The 24,193-nt window shown below is 69.2% G+C and carries 22 protein-coding genes; 20 read left to right on the forward strand and 2 right to left on the reverse strand.

Features of this window, described 5'->3' with window-relative positions; all coding sequences use genetic code 11:
* The first annotated feature begins 9 nt into the window (after positions 1 to 9).
* The 10 genes from ABFS34_01545 (at position 10) to groL (ending at position 10,598) form a co-directional block, all read left to right on the forward strand.
* Positions 10 to 684 (forward strand): TIGR00153 family protein, encoded by a 675-nt coding sequence (locus ABFS34_01545; protein ID MEN8374113.1) that lies wholly within the window; start codon positions 10 to 12, stop codon positions 682 to 684.
* A gap of 3 nt (positions 685 to 687) precedes the next feature.
* Entirely contained in the window at positions 688 to 1,953 is a 1,266-nt protein-coding gene (locus ABFS34_01550; protein MEN8374114.1) for an inorganic phosphate transporter, read from the forward strand.
* 7 nt (positions 1,954 to 1,960) lie between these two features.
* A complete protein-coding gene (gene mutL / locus ABFS34_01555; protein MEN8374115.1) occupies positions 1,961 to 3,808 on the forward strand; it encodes a DNA mismatch repair endonuclease MutL in 1,848 nt (615 codons plus the stop codon).
* A 7-nt stretch (positions 3,809 to 3,815) separates the two neighbouring features.
* Complete coding sequence (gene miaA, locus ABFS34_01560; protein MEN8374116.1) at positions 3,816 to 4,769, forward strand: tRNA (adenosine(37)-N6)-dimethylallyltransferase MiaA; 954 nt, start codon at positions 3,816 to 3,818, stop codon at positions 4,767 to 4,769.
* Between the two features lie 64 nt (positions 4,770 to 4,833).
* Positions 4,834 to 5,958: an N-acetyl-alpha-D-glucosaminyl L-malate synthase BshA gene (gene bshA, locus ABFS34_01565; protein MEN8374117.1), complete on the forward strand. Its 1,125-nt coding sequence runs from the start codon at positions 4,834 to 4,836 to the stop codon at positions 5,956 to 5,958.
* Positions 5,955 to 6,737 (forward strand): undecaprenyl-diphosphate phosphatase, encoded by a 783-nt coding sequence (locus tag ABFS34_01570; protein ID MEN8374118.1) that lies wholly within the window; start codon positions 5,955 to 5,957, stop codon positions 6,735 to 6,737. The genes bshA and ABFS34_01570 overlap by 4 nt, the downstream gene beginning before the upstream one ends.
* Complete coding sequence (locus ABFS34_01575; protein MEN8374119.1) at positions 6,722 to 7,573, forward strand: biotin--[acetyl-CoA-carboxylase] ligase; 852 nt, start codon at positions 6,722 to 6,724, stop codon at positions 7,571 to 7,573. Before ABFS34_01570 ends, ABFS34_01575 begins: the two co-directional genes overlap by 16 nt.
* On the forward strand, positions 7,570 to 8,349 hold the full coding sequence (locus ABFS34_01580; protein ID MEN8374120.1) for a type III pantothenate kinase: 780 nt from the start codon (positions 7,570 to 7,572) through the stop codon (positions 8,347 to 8,349). The genes ABFS34_01575 and ABFS34_01580 overlap by 4 nt, the downstream gene beginning before the upstream one ends.
* Positions 8,350 to 8,599: 250 nt before the next feature.
* Positions 8,600 to 8,905 carry a co-chaperone GroES gene (gene groES / locus ABFS34_01585; GenBank protein ID MEN8374121.1) on the forward strand — a complete coding sequence of 102 codons (306 nt, stop codon included), beginning with the start codon at positions 8,600 to 8,602 and terminating at the stop codon, positions 8,903 to 8,905.
* Between the two features lie 55 nt (positions 8,906 to 8,960).
* The gene (groL, locus tag ABFS34_01590) at positions 8,961 to 10,598 is read left to right on the forward strand and encodes a chaperonin GroEL (protein ID MEN8374122.1); all 1,638 of its coding nucleotides are present in this window, start codon (positions 8,961 to 8,963) and stop codon (positions 10,596 to 10,598) included.
* A gap of 69 nt (positions 10,599 to 10,667) precedes the next feature.
* Here the strand turns inward: groL and ABFS34_01595 are convergent, their stop codons facing one another.
* Together ABFS34_01595 and ABFS34_01600 are read right to left on the reverse strand one after the other, a co-directional pair.
* Positions 10,668 to 11,363, reverse strand: coding sequence for a hypothetical protein (locus tag ABFS34_01595; protein ID MEN8374123.1), 696 nt, complete (start codon positions 11,361 to 11,363; stop codon positions 10,668 to 10,670).
* A gap of 115 nt (positions 11,364 to 11,478) precedes the next feature.
* Entirely contained in the window at positions 11,479 to 13,284 is a 1,806-nt protein-coding gene (locus tag ABFS34_01600; protein MEN8374124.1) for a DUF885 domain-containing protein, read from the reverse strand.
* Positions 13,285 to 13,497: 213 nt separating this feature from the next.
* On the opposite strand from ABFS34_01600, the gene ABFS34_01605 reads away from it, so the two are divergent.
* The 10 genes from ABFS34_01605 to rny all read left to right on the forward strand — a co-directional run bounded on the left by ABFS34_01605 (position 13,498) and on the right by rny (position 24,169).
* Complete coding sequence (locus ABFS34_01605) at positions 13,498 to 14,739, forward strand: hypothetical protein (protein MEN8374125.1); 1,242 nt, start codon at positions 13,498 to 13,500, stop codon at positions 14,737 to 14,739.
* A gap of 258 nt (positions 14,740 to 14,997) precedes the next feature.
* Positions 14,998 to 16,953 carry a threonine--tRNA ligase gene (gene thrS, locus ABFS34_01610; protein ID MEN8374126.1) on the forward strand — a complete coding sequence of 652 codons (1,956 nt, stop codon included), beginning with the start codon at positions 14,998 to 15,000 and terminating at the stop codon, positions 16,951 to 16,953.
* Positions 16,954 to 17,105: 152 nt separating this feature from the next.
* Positions 17,106 to 17,666: a translation initiation factor IF-3 gene (infC, locus tag ABFS34_01615; GenBank protein MEN8374127.1), complete on the forward strand. Its 561-nt coding sequence runs from the start codon at positions 17,106 to 17,108 to the stop codon at positions 17,664 to 17,666.
* 23 nt (positions 17,667 to 17,689) lie between these two features.
* A complete protein-coding gene (gene rpmI / locus ABFS34_01620) occupies positions 17,690 to 17,887 on the forward strand; it encodes a 50S ribosomal protein L35 (protein MEN8374128.1) in 198 nt (65 codons plus the stop codon).
* A 3-nt stretch (positions 17,888 to 17,890) separates the two neighbouring features.
* A complete protein-coding gene (gene rplT, locus ABFS34_01625) occupies positions 17,891 to 18,247 on the forward strand; it encodes a 50S ribosomal protein L20 (protein ID MEN8374129.1) in 357 nt (118 codons plus the stop codon).
* Positions 18,248 to 18,352: 105 nt separating this feature from the next.
* Positions 18,353 to 19,348, forward strand: coding sequence for a phenylalanine--tRNA ligase subunit alpha (locus tag ABFS34_01630; protein ID MEN8374130.1), 996 nt, complete (start codon positions 18,353 to 18,355; stop codon positions 19,346 to 19,348).
* Entirely contained in the window at positions 19,345 to 21,789 is a 2,445-nt protein-coding gene (gene pheT / locus ABFS34_01635; GenBank protein MEN8374131.1) for a phenylalanine--tRNA ligase subunit beta, read from the forward strand. The genes ABFS34_01630 and pheT overlap by 4 nt, the downstream gene beginning before the upstream one ends.
* A complete protein-coding gene (locus ABFS34_01640; GenBank protein MEN8374132.1) occupies positions 21,770 to 22,075 on the forward strand; it encodes a hypothetical protein in 306 nt (101 codons plus the stop codon). The genes pheT and ABFS34_01640 overlap by 20 nt, the downstream gene beginning before the upstream one ends.
* Positions 22,075 to 22,419, forward strand: a complete 345-nt coding sequence (locus ABFS34_01645; GenBank protein ID MEN8374133.1) for a cell division protein ZapA — start codon at positions 22,075 to 22,077, stop codon at positions 22,417 to 22,419. The genes ABFS34_01640 and ABFS34_01645 overlap by 1 nt, the downstream gene beginning before the upstream one ends.
* Positions 22,420 to 22,606: 187 nt before the next feature.
* Positions 22,607 to 24,169 (forward strand): ribonuclease Y, encoded by a 1,563-nt coding sequence (gene rny / locus ABFS34_01650; protein ID MEN8374134.1) that lies wholly within the window; start codon positions 22,607 to 22,609, stop codon positions 24,167 to 24,169.
* The last annotated feature ends 24 nt before the right edge of the window (positions 24,170 to 24,193 follow it).

Consider the following 24,193-nt stretch of genomic DNA (forward strand, 5'->3'; position numbering starts at 1 on the left):
GGGGGTTGTATGCGGACGATCGCCGCGCTCTTCGCGCGCTCGCCGTTCGGGCCGCTGCTCGAGCACACCGAGCGGGTGCACCAGACAGTCGAGCTCGTGCCCGAGCTGTTCGAGGCCTTCACCGCTTCCGATTGGAGCCGGGTACAGGAGGTGTACGAGAGGATCTCCCGGCTGGAGCACAAAGCCGATGAGGTGAAGAACGACATCCGGGACCACCTGCCGAGCTCCCTGTTCATGCCGGTGGACCGCGGGGACTTGCTCCTCTTCCTGAAGGAGCAGGACGCGATCGCGGACAGGGCCGAGGACCTGGCGGTGCTTCTGACGATGCGACAAACGCCCACGCCCGACGGCCTGCGGGAGCCCCTGGCGGCGTTCGTCGACCAGGTCGTGCGCACGAGCGAACTGTGGTACGAGACCGCGAGCGCGCTGCCCACGCTGCAGGAGGCGTCGTTCGCCGGCCCCGAGGTGGACAAGACGCTGGAGCGGATCAAGCGCATCTCCGACTACGAGTGGGAGGCCGACAAGCGTCAGGCCGAGACGACCCGCGCGGTGCTGGCGCGGGAAGAAGAGCTCGGGGCCGTCTCGGTGATCTTCTGGATGCGCATCCTGGCTACCCTGGGGGACATCGCCAACCGGGCCGAGAACACCGCCGACCGGCTGCGCCTCATGCTGGCGCGGCGCTAGGCGATGGATCTCGGCAGCGGGCTTCTGGTCGTCACGCTGATCGGCGGCGCTTACATGGCGTGGAACATCGGCGCCAACGACGTCGCCAACGCGATGGGTACGTCGGTGGGGTCGGGAGCGCTGACGCTGAAGAAAGCGATCATCCTCGCCGCGATCTTCGAGTTCCTCGGCGCCTTGCTCGTCGGCTCGCACGTCACCGATACGATCCGCAAGGGCATCGTCGAGGTATCGCTCTTCGCTCCCACCGGCCCGGCGGGCGCCGACGGCCCCCTCCTGCTCGCGCTCGGCATGCTCGCGGCGCTCATATCGGCGGGCGCCTGGCTGCACGTGGCCACCCACCTGGCGCTGCCGGTGTCGACCACCCACTCCATCGTCGGGGCAGTGGTGGGCATCGGCGTCGCCACGTTCGGCCTCGCCGGGGTCGACTGGGGGACGATGCTCGAGATCGTCCTGAGCTGGTTCGCGTCTCCGGTGCTGGGGGCGTTGCTCGGGTTCCTGACGTTCGTCTTCATCCGCCGACGCATCCTCCAGAGCGAGGATCCCGCGGGGGCGTCCAGGAAGATCGGCCCGTACCTGGTGGGCCTGGTAGTCACGATCATCTTCCTGTCCTTCATCTACAAGGCGCTCAAGAACGTCATCGAGGCGCCTCCGTTCGCACTCGCGGTGGGCGTCTCGCTCGCGCTGGGGGCGGTCGCGACCCTGGCGTCGCGGCCGCTCATCAAGCGCGCGGACGCCCACCCGGGCGGACCGTACGAGCACGTCGAGAGGATGTTCGCCGTGCTGCAGGTCGCGACCGCGATCTTCGTGGCGTTCGCGCATGGTGCCAACGACGTCGCCAACGCGGTCGGCCCGCTCGCGTCCGTGGTGACGCTGGCGCGCACGGGGTTCCAGGAGATCGCCACGACGGTGCCCGTGCCGCTCTGGGTGCTGTTGCTCGGCGGCGTCGGCATCGTGTTGGGGTTGGCCACCCTCGGGTATCGCGTGATCGAGACGGTGGGCCGGCAGATAACCGAGATGACCCCCACTCGAGGCTTCTGCGCCGAGTTCGGGGCGGCCGCGACGGTGCTCATCGCGAGCCGCATGGGCATCCCGGTGTCGACGACTCACACGCTCGTCGGTGGCGTGATCGGGGTGGGGCTGGCGCAGGGCATGGCGGCGCTCAATATGCGCGTGGTGCGCAACATCATCGCGTCCTGGCTGGCGACCGTACCCATCGCGGCGGCGTTCAGCATGACCATCTATTTCGTGCTCCGCGCGATCGTCTTCTAGGGGACCGATGCGCCCGCTCGCCGTAACCCGCCGCATCCGCCTGCTGCCCGACGAAGTGGTCAACCAGATCGCCGCCGGGGAGGTGGTAGAGCGGCCGGCGTCGGTGGTGAAGGAGTTGGTGGAGAACGCACTGGACGCCGCGGCCACGCGCATCGAGATCGAGATCCGCAACGGCGGCAAGACCGACATCCGCGTGGCCGACGACGGCGTGGGCATGAACCGCGAGGACGCCAGCGTGGCGTTGGACCGCCACGCGACGAGCAAGATCACGGCCGCCGACGAGCTGGCCGGGGTCCTCACCTTCGGCTTCCGCGGGGAGGCGCTGCCGTCCATAGCCAGCGTGTCCCGGTTCGCGCTGGAGACGGCGGAAGCCGGCGGCGTCGGTACGCGCCTGCGCGCCGAGGCGGGCCGGCTGGTGGCGATCGAACCGTGCGCCCGCCAGCCGGGCACGACGGTGCGGGTCTCCGCGCTGTTCGGGAACCTGCCCGCGCGCGCTGCCTTTCTGCGCTCGGCGGCCGCGGAGGCGCGCGCCACCTCGGCGACCGTGACGACCCTCTCGCTGTCCAACCTGTCGTGCGCGTTTCGGCTCGTGTCGAACGGCCGCGAGCTCCTGGATCTGCCGGCGGCGGCAGTGCTGGGCGAGCGCGTGATCCAGCTCTGGGGGTCGGACGCCGCGGAGACGCTCGTAAGCGCGGAAGCCGAGGGCGACGGCGTGCGTGTATTCGGACTGGTGGAGCGGCCGGACGCGGCGGCGCGCGCGGCCGGCAGGCGGGTGCACCTCTTCGTGGGTGGTCGGCCTTTCCGGGACCCGGGCATCACCGCGGCCGCCGAGCGCGCGTACCGCACGACCGTGCCCGAAGGCGAGCGCGCCCGACCGACCCTGCTCCTCTACCTGGAGGTGGAGCCCGGCCGCGTCGACGTGAACGTCCACCCCACCAAGGCCGAGGTCCGCTTTCGCGCGCGGGCGGACGTCGAGGCCGCCGTCGAGCGGGCCGTGCGCGGCGCCCTGGCCGGACTCGACAGCGCGGCGGCGCTGGGCTCGGCGCCACCGGGCCGCCTGCGCTGGACCCCCTCGCTGAAAGACGCCGAGGCGGCGACGCCCGAGGCGCGCCGAACCCCTCCCGAAGAGGACGCGCCGCTGAACCAGCTCGGCTTCCTGGGGACGGCAACATCGACGGAGCCAGTGAGGGACGCTGAGGCGGCGGACGAGCGCTCGCCGGAGCGAGCCCCCCCGCCCGCCGCTGCGTCCGCGCAGCGCACCGCGGCCGGCGGGGCGCCGTACCGGACCGGACTGTGGCAGCTCAACGAGACCTACATCGTCGCCCAGACGAGGGGTGGCCTGCTGCTGGTCGATCAGCACTCGGCGCACGAGCGCGTGCTGTTCGAGGCGACCATGCGACGGATGAGCGAGGGCGGGGCCGAGGTGCAGACGCTGCTCTTTCCGCTGACGCTGCGGCTCGCCCCCGCCGAGTACGACGCGGTCGAGCAGTCGGCGTCGATCTTCGCGCAGGCGGGCTTCGAGGTGCAGCCGTTCGGGGGTCGCACGGTGCTTGTCAGCGGGGTGCCCGCGGCGCACCCGCGTTTTGACGCCGAGCGCTGCCTTCGGGACATGATCGCCGAGCTGGCGGAAGGCAGCTCGCTCACCCGCGCCGCGCGCAACCAGCACGAGCGCATCGCGATGACGTTCGCCTGCAAGGGAGCGATCAAGGCGGGCGAGCGCCTGGATTCGAGCGAAATGGAAGAACTCTTCGACCGACTGTTCGCCACCGAGCTGCCCGCGCACGATGTGCACGGCCGCCCCACCATCGTTCGCATCTCCATGGAGGAGCTGGCGCGCCGTTTCGGCCGCGCTTGAGGAGACCTTGCCGGTCCCTGTGACCCCGCACGGCCTGGCGATCGTCGGCCCCACCGCCGTCGGCAAGTCGGACCTGGCGTTGGAGCTCGCCGGGCGACTCGGCTGCGAGATCGTTTCGGTGGACAGTCGCCAGGTCTACAGGGGCTTCGACATCGGCACGGCCAAGGCGAGCCTGGCCGAGCGCGCCCTCGTGCCGCACCACGGCATCGACCTGGTCGAGCCGGAGGAGCGCTACAGCGCGGGCCGTTTCGGGCGCGACGCGGCGCGCTGGATCGCCCAGATTCGTGACCGGGAGCGGGTACCGTTGCTGGTCGGCGGTACCGGCTTCTTCCTGCGCGCGCTCACCCACCCGCTGTTCGCAGAGCCGCCGCTCCCGTCCGGCCCGCGTGACGCGCTGCGGTCCTACCTGGAACAGTTGTCCGGCGAGCAGCGGTCGCGCTGGCTCTACGCGCTGGACCCGGAGTCGGCGAGGCGCCTGGCGCGGGGCGGCGGGCGGCAGCGCGAGTTGCGCGCCCTGGAAGTCGCGCTGCTCAGCGGGCAGCCCCTGAGCCACTGGCACGCGGCCGGGACCGCGCGGGCCGCGGTGCCTCTCCTGGTCGTGGTCCTGGACCTCCCCACCGAGATCCTGGCGGATCGTATCGGGCGGCGCGTAGAGCGCATGCTGGCGGCGGGCCTACTGGAGGAGATCCGGGGCCTGGCCGAGCGGCACGGCACCGACGTGCCTGCTTTCGGGACCACCGGATACGCGGAGTTCGTTCCGTGGCTGCGCGGTGGGGAAGCGGTGGCGGACGCGGCCGCCAGGCTCGCCGCCAATACCAGGCGTCTGGCGCGCAGGCAGCGCACGTGGTTCCGACACCAGGTGGCGGCGTCCGCGCTGAGGCTGGACGCGTCGTCCGGCCCGTCCGCTCTGACCGACGCGGTCCTGTCCCGTTGGGCCCGGGCCACCGAGGGGGTTCCCTGAACGTGGGCGCGCGTCGATCTTCCGGCCGGTCCGGGTTGGCCGGGCCGCCGAACGGGGCTGCTGAATGCGCATAGGCATTACGGGATATCCGGTGTACGGGGGGTCGGGCGTCGTGGCCACGGAGCTGGGGCTCGAACTGGCCAGCAGGGGACACGAGGTCCACTTCATCACGTACGCGCCGCCGTTCCGCATGCCGCGCTTCGTGGAGGGGGTGTTCTACCACGAGGTGGAGGTGCCCTCCTATCCGTTGTTCGAGTATCCGCCGTACTCGCTCGCGCTGTCGGTCGCCATGCAGGACGTGTCTACCAAGCACGACCTGGACGTCCTGCACGTGCACTACGCGGTCCCGCACGCCACCTCGGCGCTGCTGGCCAAGCAGATGCTCGGCGAGGCCGCGCCCAAGGTGGTGACAACGCTGCACGGCACGGACATCACGCTGGTGGGACACGACCCCTCGTACCGCACGGTCACGCGCTACTCGATTCGCAGCTCGGACGCCATCACCGCCGTGTCCGAGTACCTGCGCGCGGAGACGGTGGATCGCTTCGACGTGCCCCAGGACTGCATCGACGTGATCCCGAACTTCGTCGACCCCGACATCTACAAACGCGATGCGCGGCCTTGTCACCGGGCGACCTTCGCGCAGTCGGATGACGAGCGCCTGATCGTGCACGTGTCCAACTTCCGCCCCGTGAAAAGGGTGGAAGACGTGGTGCGCGCCTTCTGCCTCATGGCGGAGGAAGCGGAGGTACGTCTGCTGCTGGTCGGCGACGGTCCCGAACGGGGCAAGGCGCAGCGGATCGCCGAGGAGGAAGGCATCGACCACCGCGTGGTGTTCCTCGGCAAGCAGCAGTCGGTCGTGGAGATCCTGTCCTGCGCGGACCTCTTCCTGCTGCCCAGCGAAACCGAGGCCTTCGGGTTGGTGGCGTTGGAGGCCATGTCCTGCGGCGTCCCGGTCGTGGCGTCCGACGTGGGCGGGTTGCCGGAGGTCGTGCGCCAGCCGGACTCGGGCCTCCTGGTGCCGGTCGGTGACGTGGACGCGATGGCGGCGGCCGCGCTGTCCTTCATCTCGGACAAGGCGACCTGGGCGGCCGCCAGCGCGGCCGCGCGAGACGCGGCGATGGCGTTCGCGGCCGACGTGGTCGTGCCCCGCTACGAAGCTCTGTACGAGCGGGTGCTGGCCGGGTGAACGCGCTCGAGGCCGCGCTCCTCGGGTTGGTGCAGGGCCTCTCGGAGTTCCTCCCGATATCGAGCTCGGGGCACCTCGTGATGGCGCAGTGGTTTCTGGGGGTTCCGGCCCCGGGCGTAGTCGTCGAGGTCGTGCTGCATGTGGCCACCCTGCTGTCGGTCGCCGTCGTGTACCGACGGCGCCTGGCGGACCTGGCCGCGGGGCTGGCGCGGCGCGAGCCCGAGGCGTGGCGTTACGCGGGGCTGCTCGCGCTCGCTTCCGTGCCCGCCGCGGTCGTGGGGCTGGGCTTCGAGGACGCGCTGGAGCGCGCCTTCGACGCGCCCGCCATCACCGGCGCGATGCTCCTCGTGACCGGCGCCGTGCTCTGGTCCACGGCCGCCAGGTCCGGCGGCGATTCGCCCATCGACGCTAGCCGCGCTCTGGCCATGGGCGTGGCGCAGGCGTTCGCCATCCTGCCGGGGATCTCCCGATCCGGAACGACCATCGCCGCAGGCCTCTGGGGTCGCGTCGACGCGGAGCGCGCGGCGGAGTTCTCGTTCCTCATGTCCATGCCCGCCGTGGCCGGGGCCGCGCTGCTGAAGACGCCGGAGATCGGCCGTTCGGTCGGCGGCGCGCAGGGCCTGGCGCTCGGGGCCGGCTTCGTCGTGGCGCTCGTGTCGGGGGTGGTCGCCATCCGCTCTCTCCTCTGGCTCGTGCGGCGCCGCGCTTTTCACACGTTCGCCTACTACGTGTGGCCGGCGGGCCTGCTGTTCCTGCTGGCGCTATGGGTTCGCGGATAGCCGCCGACGGGCGCTGGGAGGGCCGCACGGGGGCCGAGTGGCGCCGCGTGCTCGGCGCGCCCGCGGTGCGCGCGCGCGGCGTCGTGGGTTCGACCAACGACGAGGCGCGCGCGTGGGCGGGCCAGGGGGCACCCGCCGGGGCGCTCGTCATCGCCGACGCGCAGACCGACGGGCGCGGCCGGTCCGGGGACAAGTGGTGGTCGCCGCCGGGGCTCTCGCTCTACCTTTCGGCGGTGCTGCGGCCGGCGCGGGTACCCGGAGCGGGAGCGGCGGTCGGCGTGGTCTCCTTGCGCGTCGGCCTCGCGCTCGCCGCGGCGCTCGAGGACGCGTTCTCTCTGGACACCCGCATCAAGTGGCCCAACGATCTGCTGGGTCCCGGTGGAGGCAAGCTCGCGGGCGTTTTGTGCGAGGCCGCATTCAAGGCGGACCAACTGGAGTACGTGATCGCCGGAGTCGGCGTGAACGTCGGGCACGACGTAGCCTCTCTGCCCGAGGAGATCAGGGAGACGGCCACGTCGGTCGCCCACGAGACGGGCGGCGCGGCGTTGCGTCCAGCGCTGCTCACGGCGCTGGCGCCGAGGCTGGCCGGACTGGCGACCGCGCCGCTCGAGCCGCTTTCTCCCGAAGAATTGCTCGCGCTCGACGCGCGCGACGCGCTCAAGGGTCGCGCGGTACGGGTGGATGGCGGACCAGAGCTGGTCGCTCTGGGCATGGATCGCGGCGGCGCGCTGCGGGTCGCGCACCCGTCGGGGGCCATCACCCTCGTCCAGGCCGGCAGGGTCCGGCCGGTGCAGACACGCGTCGGCGGCGGCGCGCACACCCGGAGGCTGGAATGATCCTGGCGATCGACGTGGGCAATACGGACATCGCGTGCGGCCTGTACGCTGGCTCGGAGCGAAGAGACGCGTGGCGCCTGGCGACGGGCGCCCTGCGCAGCGCCGACGAGATGGCTCTGCTGATCTCGACCATGCTCCAGCACCGGGGGTTCGAGCCGAGCGCCATCCACGCGGCCTCGATCGGGTCCGTGGTGCCTCGCGTGACGGGTCCCCTTGGTGAGGCCTGCACGGTCCTGTTTCAGGTGGAGCCGCTGGTCGTGGACGCGACCACTCCGCTGCCCATCACGTTGGATGTGGACGAGCCGTTGACGGTGGGTGCCGACCGCATCGTCAACACGCTCGCGGTCGCCCAGCGCTTCGGCGAGGACACGATCGTCGTCGACCTCGGCACCGCCACGACCTACGACTGCATCACCCGCGCTGGCGTGTTCATCGGCGGCGTGATCGCGCCCGGGGTGCAGACCAGCGCGGACGCGCTGGGGAAGAGCGCGGCCAAGCTGCCCAGGTTCGAGCCCGTGCGTCCGGAGCGGGTCATCGGGCGCCGCACCGAATCGTGCCTGGCCAGCGGCCTGTTCTGGGGAGCCGTCGATGCCATCGACGGAATCGTGGTCCGGATCCGCGAGGAGTGGGGCCGGGAGGAAGTTCTGACCATCGCGACCGGCGGACTCGCCACCGCCATCGCTCCCGCGTGTCGCACGGTGTCCCGCGTCGAGCCGTGGCTCACGCTCGAAGGGTTGGCGCTCGCCTACGAACACGCGCGCGGGAAGGCCCGGTAGGGCAGTTTGGCAGCATCCGGGCGAGCCTCCGTCGTCCGGACACGTTCCAAGGGGCCACAATCTGCCACCCTGACAGGTGTTTCGGGCACGGCGTATGCTTCGGCGTAACATCGGCGGGGCGCTTGACATAGGTCGAGTGCCCTCTACATTGCCGATGCGTTGTTAGCAGTCGCGACCGGTGAGTGCTAACGGCCGTTCGGCCAAGTCGGATGTGTCACCTTTTCAACCAGGCATAGGGAGGACCAGGGACATGGCGACAGTCAGCGCCACGAAGATCACCCCGCTCGCGGATAGGGTGGTCGTCAAGCCCCTCGAGGAGACCGAGGAGATGCGCGGTGGGCTCTACATTCCAGACACCGCCAAGGAGAAGCCACAGCAGGGCGAGGTGGTCGCGGTTGGACCCGGCAAGGTGAACGACAAGGGCGATCGCACGCCCATGGAGGTCAAGCCCGGCGATCGCATCCTCTACGGCAAGTACAGCGGGACCGAGATCACGATCGATGGAGACCAGGTACTGATCCTTCGCGAATCGGACGTGCTCGCCATCGTCGGATAGTACCGCGCCGACGCAGGACCCTGCGAGATTCATTTCAGATAGGAGGAACGCAGCCATGGCTGCAAAGGAACTCGAGTTCAACGTCGACGCGCGCTCGCGCCTCAAGAAGGGCGTGGACAAGCTCGCGAAGGCGGTGAAGGTGACGCTCGGTCCCAAGGGCCGCAACGTCGTTCTGGACAGGAAGTTCGGCTCTCCCACGGTGACCAAGGACGGCGTCACGGTGGCCAAGGAGGTCGAGCTGGAGGACGCGGTCGAGAACATGGGCGCGCAGATGGTCAAGGAGGTCGCGACCAAGACCTCCGACAACGCCGGCGACGGCACCACGACCGCCACCGTGCTGGCGCAGGCGATCTTCACCGAGGGCCTCAAGAACGTGACCGCGGGTGCCAATCCCATGGCGATCAAGCGCGGCATCGACAAGGCCGTCGAGAAGGTGGTCGAGGAGCTGCACGGGGTTTCGACCGAGACCAAGGGCAAGAAGGAGATCGCCCAGGTCGGCGCCATCTCCGCGAACAACGACATGGAGATCGGCGATCTGATTTCCGACGCCATGGAGAAGGTCGGCAAGGACGGCGTGATCACGGTCGAGGAGGCGCGCGGCCTGGAGACCACGCTCGAGACGGTCGAGGGCATGCAGTTCGACCGCGGCTACCTCTCGCCCTACTTCATCACCGATCCGGAGCGCATGGAAGTGGTGCTCGAAGATCCCATGATCCTGGTGCACGACAAGAAGATCGGCGCCATGAAGGATCTCCTCCCGGTGTTGGAGAAGGTCGCCCAGATGGGCAAGCCGCTCCTGATCATCGCCGAGGATGTCGAGGGCGAGGCGCTCGCCACTCTGGTGGTGAACAAGCTGCGCGGCACGCTCAAGGTGTGCGCCGTCAAGGCTCCTGGCTTCGGCGATCGCAGGAAGGCCATGCTTCAGGACATTTCCGTCCTGACCGGCGGCCAGGTCATCAGCGAGGACGTGGGCTTCAAGCTGGAGAACACGGTCCTGGACGACCTGGGGGGCGCCAAGCGAGTGGTGATCGACAAGGACAACACCACCATCATCGACGGCGCTGGTGACAGCGAGGAGATCAAGGGGCGGATCGAGGAGATCCGCGTCGCGATCGACAAGTCGACGTCCGATTACGACCAGGAGAAGCTCCAGGAGCGGCTTGCGAAGCTCTCCGGGGGCGTGGCCGTGATCAACGTGGGCGCCGCGACCGAAACCGAGATGAAGGAGAAGAAGGCTCGGGTCGAGGACGCGTTGCACGCCACGCGCGCCGCGGTGGAAGAGGGCATCGTTGCCGGTGGCGGCGTGGCACTGCTGCGCGCCCAGGGGCAACTCGAGAATTTCAAGCTCGATACGGAGGACGAGCAGATCGGCGTCGTGATCCTGCGCCGGGCGCTCGAGTCGCCGATCCGGCAGATCGCCGCGAACGCGGGCGCCGAAGGTTCGATCGTCGTGGAGCGGGTGCGCGCGAGCAAGGACGCCAACTACGGCTACAACGCGCAGACCGACGTGTACGAGGACCTGGTCGAGGCGGGGGTGATCGACCCGACGAAGGTGACCCGGACCGCGTTGCAGAACGCCGCTTCCATAGCGGGTCTGCTGCTCACGACCGAAGCCGTCGTGGTCGAGAAGCCCGAGGCCGAGACGGCCCCCGCAGCCGGCGGCATGCCCGGCGGCATGGGCGGGATGTACTAGGAGGGTTCAGGCTTCACGCCGGGAGGAAAAGCGGGGGTCGGCCCAAAGGCCGGCCCCCGTTTTCAGTATCTAGCCGCGCACGTCCCGGAGGTCGTCGCGCAGGTCCCGGCCGACCCGGCTCGCGGCGGCGTCGACCATGCCGTCCACGGCTCGCTCCAGGTCCTCCACCGTGACGTAATGCAGCGTAGCGGCCGTTACGACTCCGCCGAGGTCGGCGTGGACGCGGGGGGTGAGCCGGTCCCAGGCGTGCACGCTGCGCCGCCAGAGCTCGATTCCGTCCGCATCGAAGAGGTATACGTCGGCCTCCAGAAAGGCGCTGGCAGATGCGTCATCCGCGCGGATGCCGTACCGGCGGACGTCCAGCTCCAGGAGAAAATCCGCCCCAGCCGCCCCGGTGGTGGGCCTCGTACCGAGGGAGCGACCGACCCGGGCTCCCAGGCGCTCTGAAAGTCGACTCGCGATGTCGAATTCCGACGCGGCCTGGCGGAGCCGCGTCGCGGCCCGCCGGGCCTCCACCTCGCGCGCGACACCTCCGCCAGTCTCGAGAATCACGTCGAGCAGCTCGTCATCCGAGTCGTGCTTTACGCCGGTAGTGCGCACCACGGCAGACGCGGGCGCGTACGCCTCAACGGCAAGGGTTCCGCCGGCGAAATCACGCTCATCGAGCCTGTGACCGCCTCCGCAGGCGACCAGCAGGAACGGCAGCATGCCTGCGAGCGCGCGCGTAGGCACGCGAGTATCGAGTATCGGAAGCCTGTATCGCATGGGATCCCTCCCCCCTTATGTCCCACGAACGTGGCCGGGTCGCCCGTCGTGGACGCCCCGTGAGGAGAGGGTATTGGTGCGTGTACTACAGCGCGCCCGCCGCGCGGGTTCCGGCTCAGCCCGCGGCAGACTCCAACCACGCGTCGATGTGCCGCTCGAGAACGCTCAAGGGCACGGCGCCGTTCTCCAGCACCCGGTCGTGGAAGACACGGATGTCGAAGTCGTCGCCCAGGCGGTCCTCCGCGCGCCGGCGCAGCTCTTCGATCTTCAGCTTGCCGACCATGTAGCCCAGGGCCTGGCCCGGCCAGACTATGTAGCGGTCGATCTCCACGGCGATGTCGTGCTCCGCCTTGCCGCTGTTCTCGGCGAAGAAGTCGATGGCCTGCTGGCGCGTCCAGCCGAACGAGTGCATGCCGGTGTCCACCACCAGGCGTACGGCGCGCCACATCTGGTAGCTGAGCTGGCCGTAGCGCGAGTAGGGGTCCTGGTAGAAGCCCATGTCGTAGCCGAGGGTCTCGGCGTACAGCCCCCACCCCTCCACGAAAGCGTTGTAGGGGACGTGCCGGCGGAATTCGGGCATGTCGGACAACTCCTGCGCGATGGAGATCTGCAGGTGGTGGCCGGGCACCGCCTCGTGCAGCGACAGCGCCTCCATCTCCCATTTGGGCCGCGCCGGCAGGTTGTAAGTGTTGGCGTAGAACCACGCCGGGCGCCCCGAGGCGTGGGCGCCGCTGTTGTAGTAGGCGGTCGTGCTCGTCGGCGCCGAGAAGTCCGGAATCGCCTTCACGCCATAGGGCATGCGGGGCAGGATTCCGAACAGCGGGACCAGCTCCGGATCGGCCCGCTTGGAGATGTCCCGATAGCCTGCCAGCAGCTCCTCCGCGGTTTGGTAGTAGAAGCGGGGATCGGTCTGCAGGAAGTGGGTGAAGTCCTGGAACGTCCCTTCGAAGCCGCTGTCCTCGATCACCTCTTCCATCGCGGCGCGGATGCGCGCGACCTCGGCCAGGCCCAGCTCGTGGATCTGGCGCGGCGTCATGTCCGTCGTCGTGAAAGTGCGCACCTTCTGCGCATACCATCCGGGACCACCCGGCACGTCGCTGAGGCCGATGGTCTCACGCGTCGCCGGGCCGTAGTCATCGCGCAGGAAAGCCTCCAGCTCCGTGAACGCCGGGCGCAGGTGCTCCCGGTACGCCGACTCCGCCGCCGCCAGGAGGCGTCGGCGGTCGGTCTCGTCGATCGACTCGGGGATCTCCGTGAAGGCCACCATCAGCGGGCTGGATAGCGCCTCGTCCGGCGCCAGGTCGGTAACCTGCTGCGGCACCGCCGTGAAGGCGACCGCCGGGAGCGCTACTCCCGCGCGGAGATCCGTGCGTAGAGACTCCATCGCGCCGTGGATGGTGGCCCCGACGCCGCGCACGCGCGCGACGATCGCTTCGTAGTCGGCCACGGTTCGGCGCGGCATGGAGCGGAGCGTTCGCGACACGGAGTGGTGCACCCCGTCCATCTGGGTGATGGACGTGTATCCATAGCTCGAGAGCACCGACACGCGCTCGGTCAACGGCGCCGCGAGGAGGGTCGTCGCGAAATCCTCGAAGACGTCGTAATGAATCCGGTTGCCCGGCTCGAGGCCGTCTCTCTCGATCGTCCGCAGGTCGACCAACGCCGCTTCCATGAGCGCGCGCAAGGCCGTCGCACCTTCAGGCGATCTGTCGCGCCACTCGGTCTGATAGTCGGGATATCCGACCTCGGTGGCCCACTCGGGATCGAGCCGCATCAGATCGTCCCAGGTGGACGCCAGCAGGGTCCGCAGCTCGGAGTCGGGGTCCGGTTCCTGAGCGCGCAGCGCCGCGCCGCCCAGAAGGAGGAAGGCGGCCAGGACGACGCCGATGATCCGGCTGCTGGGTTTACCTGTCGAACGCATCGTGGCGACTCCGGTCCAATGGTCGGGCCAGCTCCGGCAAGACGCCAACGTTGACGCGCGGCGCCCCACGGGGCAATGTGGTTCGGACGCAACATCAGGTTCCCCAGGCCTGACTCCCCGCTGGTCGATGGCCCTCGCAACGCCCCGGTTCGCCGGGTCCGTATTCACGCCACGAGATCCCGATTTCCAATCTTCCAATCAGGGAGAAGAGAAATGACGGCACTCGAACGCGCGCTGCCGCGCCCGCTCGCCACGCTGCTGGTACTAGCCGTAGTCGCTTCCGCCGCGCCTCTCCGGGCGCAGGACCCTCCCAAGCCGACGCTTGCGGGGCAGAAGGAGGCTGCAGATTCCGCCGAGGCGGAGGCACCGGCCTACTACATGATGAGCGGCTTCGTCGTGACCGCCGACCGACGCCCCGCCCGCAGCTTGATCGCCACCGGCAGGACCAGCGCGGGCTCGAACTCCGTCGCGGTCCGCTCGGATGGGACGTTCACCATTATCGTGCCGGCGGGCGACGGCCCGGTCGAGCTCATCGTGGACGCCGCCGACAAGACGAACCGCTGGTACTTCCCCGCCTGGGTGTCCGTGCGGGAGTCGAGGGTCAAGCGCAAGCAAGGCTTCGTGCTGGTACCGCGGGCGTGGCAGATCCCGGCGGGAAGGTACGCGGAGCAGTGGGTCGAGGTGAACCTCGACAAGTCCTTCGAACGGATAAGCCCGACGCGGTCGGAGTCCTTCTTCATGTGGCAGATCGACGGAAGCCTCGATGCCAAGTCCCGAGATCGACCCAACAGTTGGGGCCTGGAATCGCTTCCCATCCCCGTCGTTTTTGACCGCACGCGGTCCGCTGCGACGATCGAGCCGGTCGATTCGACCAAATTCTGGAACGTTCTCGATTCAATGGAGGAGGACTTCGGCCTGGACCTGTTCGTTCCATTCAGGGCCGAGGAACTCGCAGTAGATGACGAGGAGGAGAGGTCGGCGGATGAGGATCCGATAGTGGGGGATGACGAGGAAGATAGGCGCTCGGCCACCAGTCGAGCGTACGACGAGGCCGTCAGTGACAGCACCGGTGTGGCAGGTGTCGGCCGGCTCATCCGCGTGTGGGTTCCAGATGAGTTGAACCGTAGCACACTCGGCATGGCGAGCCGGCGCATGGATCAGGGTAAGATGAGCCGCGGCTGGGTCATGATCGCCAGGCGCCGGTGGTTCCGCGATCACGTGATCGTCAAGCACGAGTTCATGCACGCCCTCGGCTTCGGCCATACCTGCGCGTGGCCGTCCGCGGTGACCGGCCCCATGTGCTACAACATCGCGCTCGACAAGGCTTCGGAGTTCGACGTGGCACACGTGCAGCTCAGCCTGAACATCAACGCGCTGCAGCGAAGGACCGGCGCGCGCTACGGGGTCGTGGCCGCGTGGAACGGCCAGAAACGCGTAATGACGAGCACGCCGTGAGCGATCGCGAAGGGGCCCGCCGCCTTGACGGTCCGAGGGCGCCCGGCTAGCCTACCCACATGACGATGTCGAGCGCTTTTCCGGTGACCCGCGCGACCCCGGTACCCCAGCGGGGGGCCGGCGCCGGGAGGCACGCGGCCTGAGCCGCGGAGCGCTCGACCGGAGGCGGCCGCCCGGGAAGCCGGGCGGCCGTTTTTCATCCGGCGCGCGTCGGATTCGGGCGCGCGCTGCACGAAGCCCGACCAAGACAGGATGACGGTGAGCACGGACAGCATTCGCGTGACCCTGCCCGACGGGTCGGAGATGGAGATGCCGCGCGGCACGACCCCGCTGGAGGTGGCCGAGCGCATCGGGCCGCGGCTGGCCAAGGCGGCGCTGGTGGCGGTGGCGGGTGGGGAGGTCATCGACCTGTCGCGTCCCCTGGAGCGGGACGTGGAGCTCAAGATCATCACCGAGGGCAGCCAGGACGGCCTCGGGGTGCTGCGCCATTCGGCGGCGCACATCCTCGCCACCGCAGTGCGCGACGTTCGGCCGGGCGCGGGCATCGGCTTCGGCCCGCCCATAGAGGACGGCTTCTACTACGACTTCGAGGTGGACGAGCCGTTCACGCCGGACGAGCTCGAGCGTATCGAGGAACGCATGCGAGGCGTCGCCAAGCGTGGCGACGTATTCGAGCGTCGGATCGTGTCGATAGAAGAGGCGCGAGACCTGTTCGCCGATGATCCGCTGAAGCTCGAGCGCCTGGAGGAGTTCGGCGAAGACGACGTGATCACCGTCTATACGAACGGTCCCTTCATCGACCTGTGCCGGGGTCCGCACGTGCCGGGCACGGGCAGGGTCAAGCACTTCAAGCTGCTGTCCACGGCGGGCGCGTACTGGAGGGGCGACGAAAAGCGCCAGATGCTCCAGCGCATCTACGGGACCGCGTGGTTCAGCGACAAGGACCTGGCGGCACACCTCGAGCGACTGGAGGAAGCGAAGCGCCGGGACCACCGCAGGCTGGGCCGGGAGCTCGGGCTGTTCAGCGTGCACGAGGAGGTGGGACCGGGTCTCATCCACTGGCACCCCAAGGGCGGTCTGATTCGCCACACGGTGGAGGAGTTCCTCAAGTCGACGCTCTTGGAGCACGGCTATGATCTGGTCTACACGCCGCACATTTCCAGCGAGGCGCTGTTCGAACGGAGCGGCCACCTGCCGACGTTCGAGGACAACATGTTCGGGCCCATGGAGGTGGACGACCGACGCTACCGGGCGAAGCCCATGAACTGCCCCAGCCACATCCTGATCTACGCGTCGGAGAGGAGGTCGTACCGGGACCTGCCGATCCGGTACGCGGAGCTCGGCACCTGCTACCGCTACGAGCGCAGCGGGGTGCTGCACGGGATGATGCGGGTGCGGGGCTTCACGCAGGACGACGCGCACATCTTCTGCACGCCCGACCAGGTCGAAGGGGAGTTTCACCTCCTCCTGGACCTCGTCGAGGTCCTGCTGAGCACCTTCGGTTACAGCTACCGGCTGTTCCTGGCGACGCGGCCGGAGAAGGCCATCGGGGATCCAGCGGTCTACGACGGCGCGACCGAGCGGATCCGTGCCGTGCTGGAACAGCGAGGCGCGGAGTACCAAGTGGACGAGGGCGGCGGCGCGTTCTACGGGCCGAAGCTCGACGTGGTGCTGGTGGACGCGCTCGGCCGCGGCTGGCAGGGCCCGACCCTGCAGGTGGACTTCAACCTCCCCGAGAGGTTCGAGCTGGAGTACGTCGGCCAGGACAACGCGCCGCACCGGCCAGCGATGCTCCATCGCACGTTGCTGGGCTCCATGGAGCGGTTCATCGGCGGCCTGATCGAGCACTTCGCGGGCGCTTTCCCGCTCTGGCTGGCCCCCGAGCAGGTGCGCGTGCTGCCCATCAACGACGAGCTGGTCGATTCGGCCCGGGACCTCGTGGAGGCGCTGAAGCAGAAACGCATCCGCGCGAGCCTGGACGACCGCTCCGAAACCCTGGGCTACCGTATCCGCGACGCAGAAACCCACAAGCTGCCCTACATGGCCATCATCGGCGGGAGAGAGGCCGAGGCCGGAACCGTGGCCGTGCGGGCGCGCGGGGCGGACGCCAAGCAGGTGGTGACGGGCCGCGACGAATTCGCCGACGCGTTGGCCCAGGAGATCGCCGAAAAGAGGCTCCCACCGGGCTTCACCCAGGGGGGCGAAATCGGTTGACACGTTCGCGCTCCCGGGCTAGCTTGGCGGCGTGAAATAACGCAAAGCGGGGGCGGTGCGTCCGCCCTCCACCCATCGGTCCGCGATCGCGGCACTGCCGGGTTCCACGCACGACCGTTCCCCCAAGGGGGGCGGATCGCTGGTTTGGACCCGTGATCGCGGGTCCTTTTTTGTTGTCGCATGTTGGAGGTGTTCCCATCGCCGTAGACAAAAGAACTCGGGTCAACGACCAGATCCGGATCAGCCCCGTGCGCGTCGTGGACGAGAACGGGGAGCAGTTGGGAATTCTCGGCCTCGATGAGGCGAAGACCGCGGCTTCGGACCGTGGCCTCGACCTGGTGGAGGTCGCACCCATGGCACGGCCGCCGGTCTGCCGGATCATGGATTACGGCAAGTTCAAGTACGAGGAGGCGCGCAAGGCGCGGGAGGCGCGCAAGAAGCAGCACACGACGCACGTGAAGGAGGTGAAGTTCCGCCCCGGAATCGAGGAGCACGATTTCGCCTTCAAGGTGCGCCACGCGCGGCGCTTCCTCACGGAGGGAGACAAGGTCAAGGCGACGATGATGTTTCGGGGGCGGCAGATGGCGCACCCCGAGATCGGGCGGGAGGTCCTCGATAGAGTGGCCGACGCGGTGGAAGACCTGGGCAAGGTTGAGAGCGCCCCATCGATGGAAGGGCGCTTCATGATCATGATTCTCGCGCCCCGAAAGTAGCGGGCGGGGACGGAGGAGTCGGGATGCCGAAGATGAAGTCGAACCGAGCCGCCGCGAAGCGCTTCAGGCGGACGGCCACGGGTAAGTTGAAGCGGAACAAGGCTTTCAAGAGCCACATCCTTACCAAGAAGAGCCCCAAGCGGAAGCGGCAGCTGCGCGGTTCCACCATGGTGTCGGCGGCCGACAAGAAACGTGTGAACCGGCTGCTGGGAGGGAAGTAGATCATGGGTCGCGTCACGAGCGCGGTGCAGAGGCACCGCAAGAAGAAGCGGTATTTCAAGGCCGCCAAGGGCTATTGGGGGGCACGATCCAAGCTCTGGCGGATCGCCAAGAACGCGGTGGAGCGCGGCTGGCAGTACAGCTACCGGGATCGCAAGCAGCGCAAGCGGGTGTTTCGGCGGCTCTGGATCACGCGCATCAACGCGGCCGCACGCGAGCACGACATGAGCTATTCGCGCTTCATGAATGGGCTCAAGCACTCCGGCATCGAGATCAATCGCAAGGTTCTGGCTGACCTGGCAGTACGGCAGCCGGATGCCTTTGCCGAGCTCGTGGGTCGAGCCCGGGCCGGGTTGGAGTAACGATCGTGGCACGGGCCGGGGCAACTCGGCCCGTTGCGCATCCAGGACCCACGAGCGAACGGCGGTGGGGTCGTGCAAACGGAAACCGTAGCACAGCTCGAGGAAATGCTGGCGGCGGCGCAGGCGGAGGCAGCCGGGGCGTCCGGCGTCGATGACCTGGAAGCCGTCCGCGTCCGGTGGTTGGGGCGCAAGGAAGGCCGGCTGACGGCCGTTCTTCGGGGCCTCAGCTCGCTCCCGGCCGAGCAGCGGGGCGCCGTCGGCGCGGCCGCCAATCGCGCCAAGCAGGTGCTCTCGGAGGCCCTGGACCAGCGCGTGGCGTCGCTGCGGGCGGAGCCCGCCGCCGAGGGCGGGCTCGACCTGTCCATGCCCGGACGGCGCGAGTGGCGCGGCGGCGTCCACCCCGTCACGGTCGTGATCGACGAGATCTGCGACATCTTTCGCGGCCTGGGCTTCACCCGCGCCCGCGGTCCGGAAGTGGAGACCGACTGGCACAACTTCGTCGCGCTGAATACGCCGCTGGACCATCCCGCCGCGGACGAGCACGACACGATGTGGCTGGGGCCGCACACGCTGCTGCGCAGTCACACCTCGCCGGTGCAGATCCGCACCATGCAGGCCTACGAGCCGCCGGTGCGGATCGTGGTGCCCGGAATGGCCTACCGACGCGACCCCTTCGACGCTTCCCACGCCCCCGCCTTCGAGCAGATCGAGGGCCTGGCGGTCGACGAGGGGATCACGTTCGTGGAGTTCAAGTGGACGCTGGCCGAATTCGCGAGGCAGTTCTTCGGCGCGGACACCAGGACTCGCTTCCGGCCCTCCTACTTCCCGTTCACGGAGCCGAGCGCGGAAGTGGACGTCACCTGCATGATCTGCGACGCCCAGGGTTGTAGCGCCTGCAAGGGCACCGGCTGGATAGAGATCATGGGCGCGGGCATGGTCGACCCGGCGGTGTTCGAGCGGGTCGGCTACGACCCGGAGCGCTACACGGGATTCGCCTTCGGCATGGGGCCGGCGCGGATCGCCATGCTGAGATACGGGGTCCCCGACATCCGCATATTCTACGACTCGGACATCCGCTTCCTGGAGCAGTTCGCCCGATGAACGTCAGCTACCAGTGGCTGCGCGAGATCGCTCCCGGGCTCGAGGGCGACGCGGTGGAGGTCGCCGATCGACTGGCAGCCCTCGGCGCCCCCGCCGACGCCGTGACCGCCGTCGGTGCTGCGCTGGGCGACGTGGTCGTGGGGCGCGTCCTGGAGGTGGCCAAGCACCCCAACGCCGACCGCCTGACGCTGTGCCGGGTGGACGCCGGTGGAGAGGCTCCGGTGAACGTGGTGTGCGGCGCCCCGAACGTGCAGGCCGGGGCGTTCTACCCCTTCATCCCGGTCGGGGGCGTGCTGCCGGGAGGGGTCAAGATTCGCAAGGCGAAGATCCGGGGCGAGGTCAGCGCAGGGATGCTGTGCAGCGCCCGCGAACTCGAGCTGGGACACGATCACATGGGCATCCTGCGGCTGGGCGACGCCCACGAGCCGGGCGCCCCCTTCGTGGACGCCGCGGGCCTCGATGACACGCGCCTGGAGCTGGACATCACCGCGGACCGCCCAGACCTGCTGTGCCACATGGGCGTCGCGCGCGCCCTCGAGGGCGTGACTGGCGTGCGCATTCCGCCCATTCCCGGTACCGACGTGGCGACCTCGACCGATCCCGCCATGGCTTCGGCCGGAGCGCAGGCGGAGGCGGCCGGCGCGCGCATCGAGATCGAGGATACCGAGGCGTGCATGCGCTTCCTTGGCACTGTGATCGAGGGCGTGCGAGTCGGCCCCTCGCCCGAATGGCTGGAGATGCGTCTGCGAGCGGTCGGGCTGCGCCCGATCAACAACGTGGTGGACGTCACCAACTTCGTGAACCACGAGTTGGGCAGGCCCATGCACGCCTACGACCTGGACCGCGTGCGGGGCAGGAGAATCGGCGTGCGCTGGGGCGCCGCGGGCGAGAAGGTCGTTACGCTCGATGGAGAAGAACGAAAGCTGAGCGAAGGCATGCTGGTGATCGCCGACGCCGAAGGACCGATCGGCCTGGCCGGCGTGATGGGCGGCCTCGACTCGGAGGTGTCCGACGCCACCACGACGGTCTTCCTCGAGCTGGCCCACTTCGATCCGAAGTCGGTGCGGGCGACGCGCAGGGCGGCGGGACTCACCACGGACGCCAGCTTCCGCTTCGAGCGCGGCGTCGATCCCGACGCCGCGGAGCCGGCGCTGCGCCGCGCCTTGGCCATGATAGTAGAGCTGACCGGGGGTCAGGTGGTGGGCGACATCGGCGACGCCCACCCCGCGCCCAGCGTCGCCCACGAGGTGACGCTGCGGACCGACCGGGTGCGGCACCTGCTGGGCGTGCCGCTGACGACCGAGCGGGTGCGCGAGCTGCTTGCGCCCATCGGACTCGAGGTCGTCGACGCCGACGCCGACGCGACCACCTATCGCGTGCCCGGACACCGACTGACCGACCTCACGCGGGAGGTGGATCTGATAGAGGAGGTGGCGAGGCACGCGGGCTACGACAGCTTCCCGGAGGAGCGGCTGCCGATCCGTCCGAGCGCGGTTCCCGACGCCCCGCTGTCCGTGCTCGAAGGCAGGCTGCGCGAGCGCTGGGTGGGCCGCGGCTTCCTCGAGGCGCGTACCGCGGCGTTCGCCCCCGAAGAGGAAGGCGACGTCGCGCTGCTCAATCCGCTGTCCAGCGAAGAGAGTCGGCTGCGCCGCTCGCTCGTGCCCGGACTGATCCGGCGGCTGCGGTTCAACCAGGCGCGCGGCGCGCGCGACGTGCGGTTGTTCGAGATCGGCACGGGCTTCGCCGCCGCGCTCTCGGAGGACGACATGCCCCGCGAGACGACGCGCCTCGCGGCGGCGTTCACCGGTGCACGACGCGCGCCGCACTGGGAGTCGCCGGTGCCCGAATGGGACGTGTGGGACGCGCGCGGGCTGCTGGAGGACATGGCTGACGCGCTGGAGCTGTCCGCCTCGGTCGTCGGCTGGAGCGCCGCCGCGCCGCGCACCGATATAGGCGCGTCTCTCGGAGGGACGGGGCTAGACGCGCCGAGCGCGCTCCGCCTGATCGACGCGGAGGGAGCGATCGTGGGGGTCGCCGGTCCCGTCGCCGCCGCGGTGGCCGACGCGCCGCCCTGGTCGGCGCCCTGGTGGGCGCTCGAGGTGCTGCTGCCGAGCGACCCCGACCTGAGCGATCGCCGGCGCTTGATCCCGCTACCCGCCCAGCCGGCGGTCGAGAGAGACCTCGCCCTGGCGACCCCGATAGAGATGCCCGCCGCGGAGGTCGATCGCGGCATTCGGGCGGCCGCCAGCGAGCTGCTGGTGGGGCTGACCCTGTTCGACGTCTACGTGGGACCCGGCGTGGACGCGGGCCGACGCAGTCTCGCCTTCCGGTTGCGGTTTCAGGCGCCGGACCGCACGCTGACCGACAGTGAGGTCGACGCGGAGGTGGCGAGGGTACTGGATCGCCTGGCGGAGGAGCTCGATGTCCGGCAAAGAAGCTGACGCCTCCGGGGCGGAGTCCGGCTGGGACCGCCTCGAGGCGAGCGTCGAGGAGCTGTTGACGCGCAACGAGGCGCTCGCCGAGCGGGCGCGCGCCGCGGAGGAGCGGGTAGCCGAGTTGCAGAGCGCGCTCAAGACGGCCAAGACAGGAGTGGCGGATGCCCGGGGTGTGGCTTCCGAGCTGAAGAACCTGCGGAAGCGTAACGGTCTTCTCGAGGACCGCATGGCGGATGGCCGTGCTCGAGTGAGAAGGATCTCCGAGCGACTACGTCTCGCGCAGGAGGGCTGATGCAAGGGGACCAGGAGCTGCGGCCGATCCAGCAGGAGTTGGAGGCGTCCCAACGGACGAGCGTTACCGTCGCGATCGGCGGCGATGAGTACAACCTGCGTGTCATCACCACGCCCGAGTACGCGCTGCGCTGCGCCGGCGTCGTGGACGCTTCCATGCAGGAGATCACGAGTCGCGCGGCGTTGGTCGATCCGCACCGCGCCGCCATCCTGGCGGCGCTGTCGGTGGCGGACAGGATGTTCCGCGCCGAGGCCCAGGTGGGCGTCGAGAAGGCGTGGGCCGCCGACAGAGCCGGCGCGCTGGCCGACCGGATCCAAGAGCGCCTGGCCGAAAGCTCCGCCTAGGGTTTCCTCGGAGGCAGCCGCAGAGTCGTCCTGAAGGCCACGACCCTGGGGCCCGTGCCGGGACCCGGCCGGTTGCGACCGTTTCCGCGCCGCCCCTAGTTTCCCGCCCAGTCCCGGATTCGTTTTTTTATCCGGGCCGATAATCGAATCGAACGACAGGGCGCGCGCGCCCTTACGGAGATTTTCCATGGACGGGTTGCCCATAGAGGTGGCGGCCCCGCTCGCGTTCGTGCTCGGGGGGCTCACGGCCTGGGCCGTAGCCCGAGTGCTGCGTGCCCGGGGCTTCCGCTCGGCCCGCGAAGAGGCCGACCGGATGGTATCGGAGGCAACTCAGGACGCCGACCGGGTCCGCAAGGAAGCCGAGCTCGCCGGCAAGGAGAGCGTTTTCCGCGCAAAGGAAGCGTGGGAGCGGGACGAAGCGGAGCTGCGGCGGGAAGCAAAAGACGTCGAGGGGCGTCTCGAGTCGCGGCGCGGTACGCTGGATCGTCGCGAAGAAAGCATCGCCCGGCGCGAGGAGGAGTTGTCCAGCCAGGAGCATGCCCTGGCGGGCAAGATGGACGCCCTGCGGGCGCAGGCCGAGGGACTGGAGCGGCAACGCGGCGAGGTGCGGGGGCGGCTGGAGAAGCTCGCCGGGCTGTCCGCGCAGGACGCGAAGCGCCATCTCATCCAGGAGTTCGAGGAAGAGGCGAGAGCCGAGGGCGCCAATCGCCTTCGAGAGATCCGCGAGTCCGCCAAGCGGGACGCCGATCGCGAAGCCCGCAACATCATCTCGCTGGCGATCCAGCGCATCGCCGCCGACCACACCGCCGAGAGCACGGTCTCCGTCGTGAGCCTCCCATCGGACGAAATGAAGGGCCGCATCATAGGCCGTGAGGGCCGCAACATCAGGGCGTTCGAACAGGCCACCGGTATCGACGTCATCATCGACGACACCCCCGAAGCGGTGATCCTGTCCGGGTTCGATCCGATCCGCAGGGAAACCGCGCGCATAAGCCTCGAGAAGCTCATCACCGATGGGCGCATCCATCCCGGGCGCATCGAGGAAGTGGTGGCCAAGAGCCGCAAGGAGGTCGACGGGGCCATGGTGGAAGCGGCCGAGGAGATCCTCTACGAGATGGGGGTCCACGGCGTGCACGCGGAGATCGTAAAGGTCCTCGGGCGGCTGAAATACCGCACCTCCTACGGGCAGAACCAGCTCCTGCACTCCAAGGAAGTCGCGATAGTCGCGGGCAACATGGCCATGGAGATGGGCCTGGACGCGACGATGGCCAAGCGCATGGGGCTGCTGCACGACGTGGGCAAGGGGCTTACCCACGACCACGAAGGGACGCACGTAGAGCTCGGCTATCGGCTGTGCGAGCGGCACGGGGAGCCCGAGCAGGTCCTGAACGCCATCAAGGCGCACCACGACGAGGAGCCGCACCGCTTCCCGGAGACCTTCCTGGTCACCGCCGCCGACGCCATCAGCGGGGCCCGCCCCGGGGCGCGCCGGGAGATGTTCGAGACCTACGTCAAGCGGCTCGAGAAGCTGGAGGAAATCGCCCAGGGCTTCGACGGGGTCGAGCGCTGCTTCGCGATCCAGGCGGGCCGCGAGATCAGGGTCATGGTGGACCCGGACAACGTGACCGACGAGGCCATGACGCGCCTCAGCGACCAGGTCGCCCGCAAGCTGGAGGACGAGCTCCAGTATCCGGGCCAGATCAAGGTGGTGGTGATCCGCGAGACGCGCGCCGTGGATTTCGCCCGCTGACCGACCCTTTCCAGGAACCGACGC

It is taken from the genome of Gemmatimonadota bacterium (assembly GCA_039715185.1).
Classification (GTDB): domain Bacteria; phylum Gemmatimonadota; class Gemmatimonadetes; order Longimicrobiales; family RSA9; genus DATHRK01.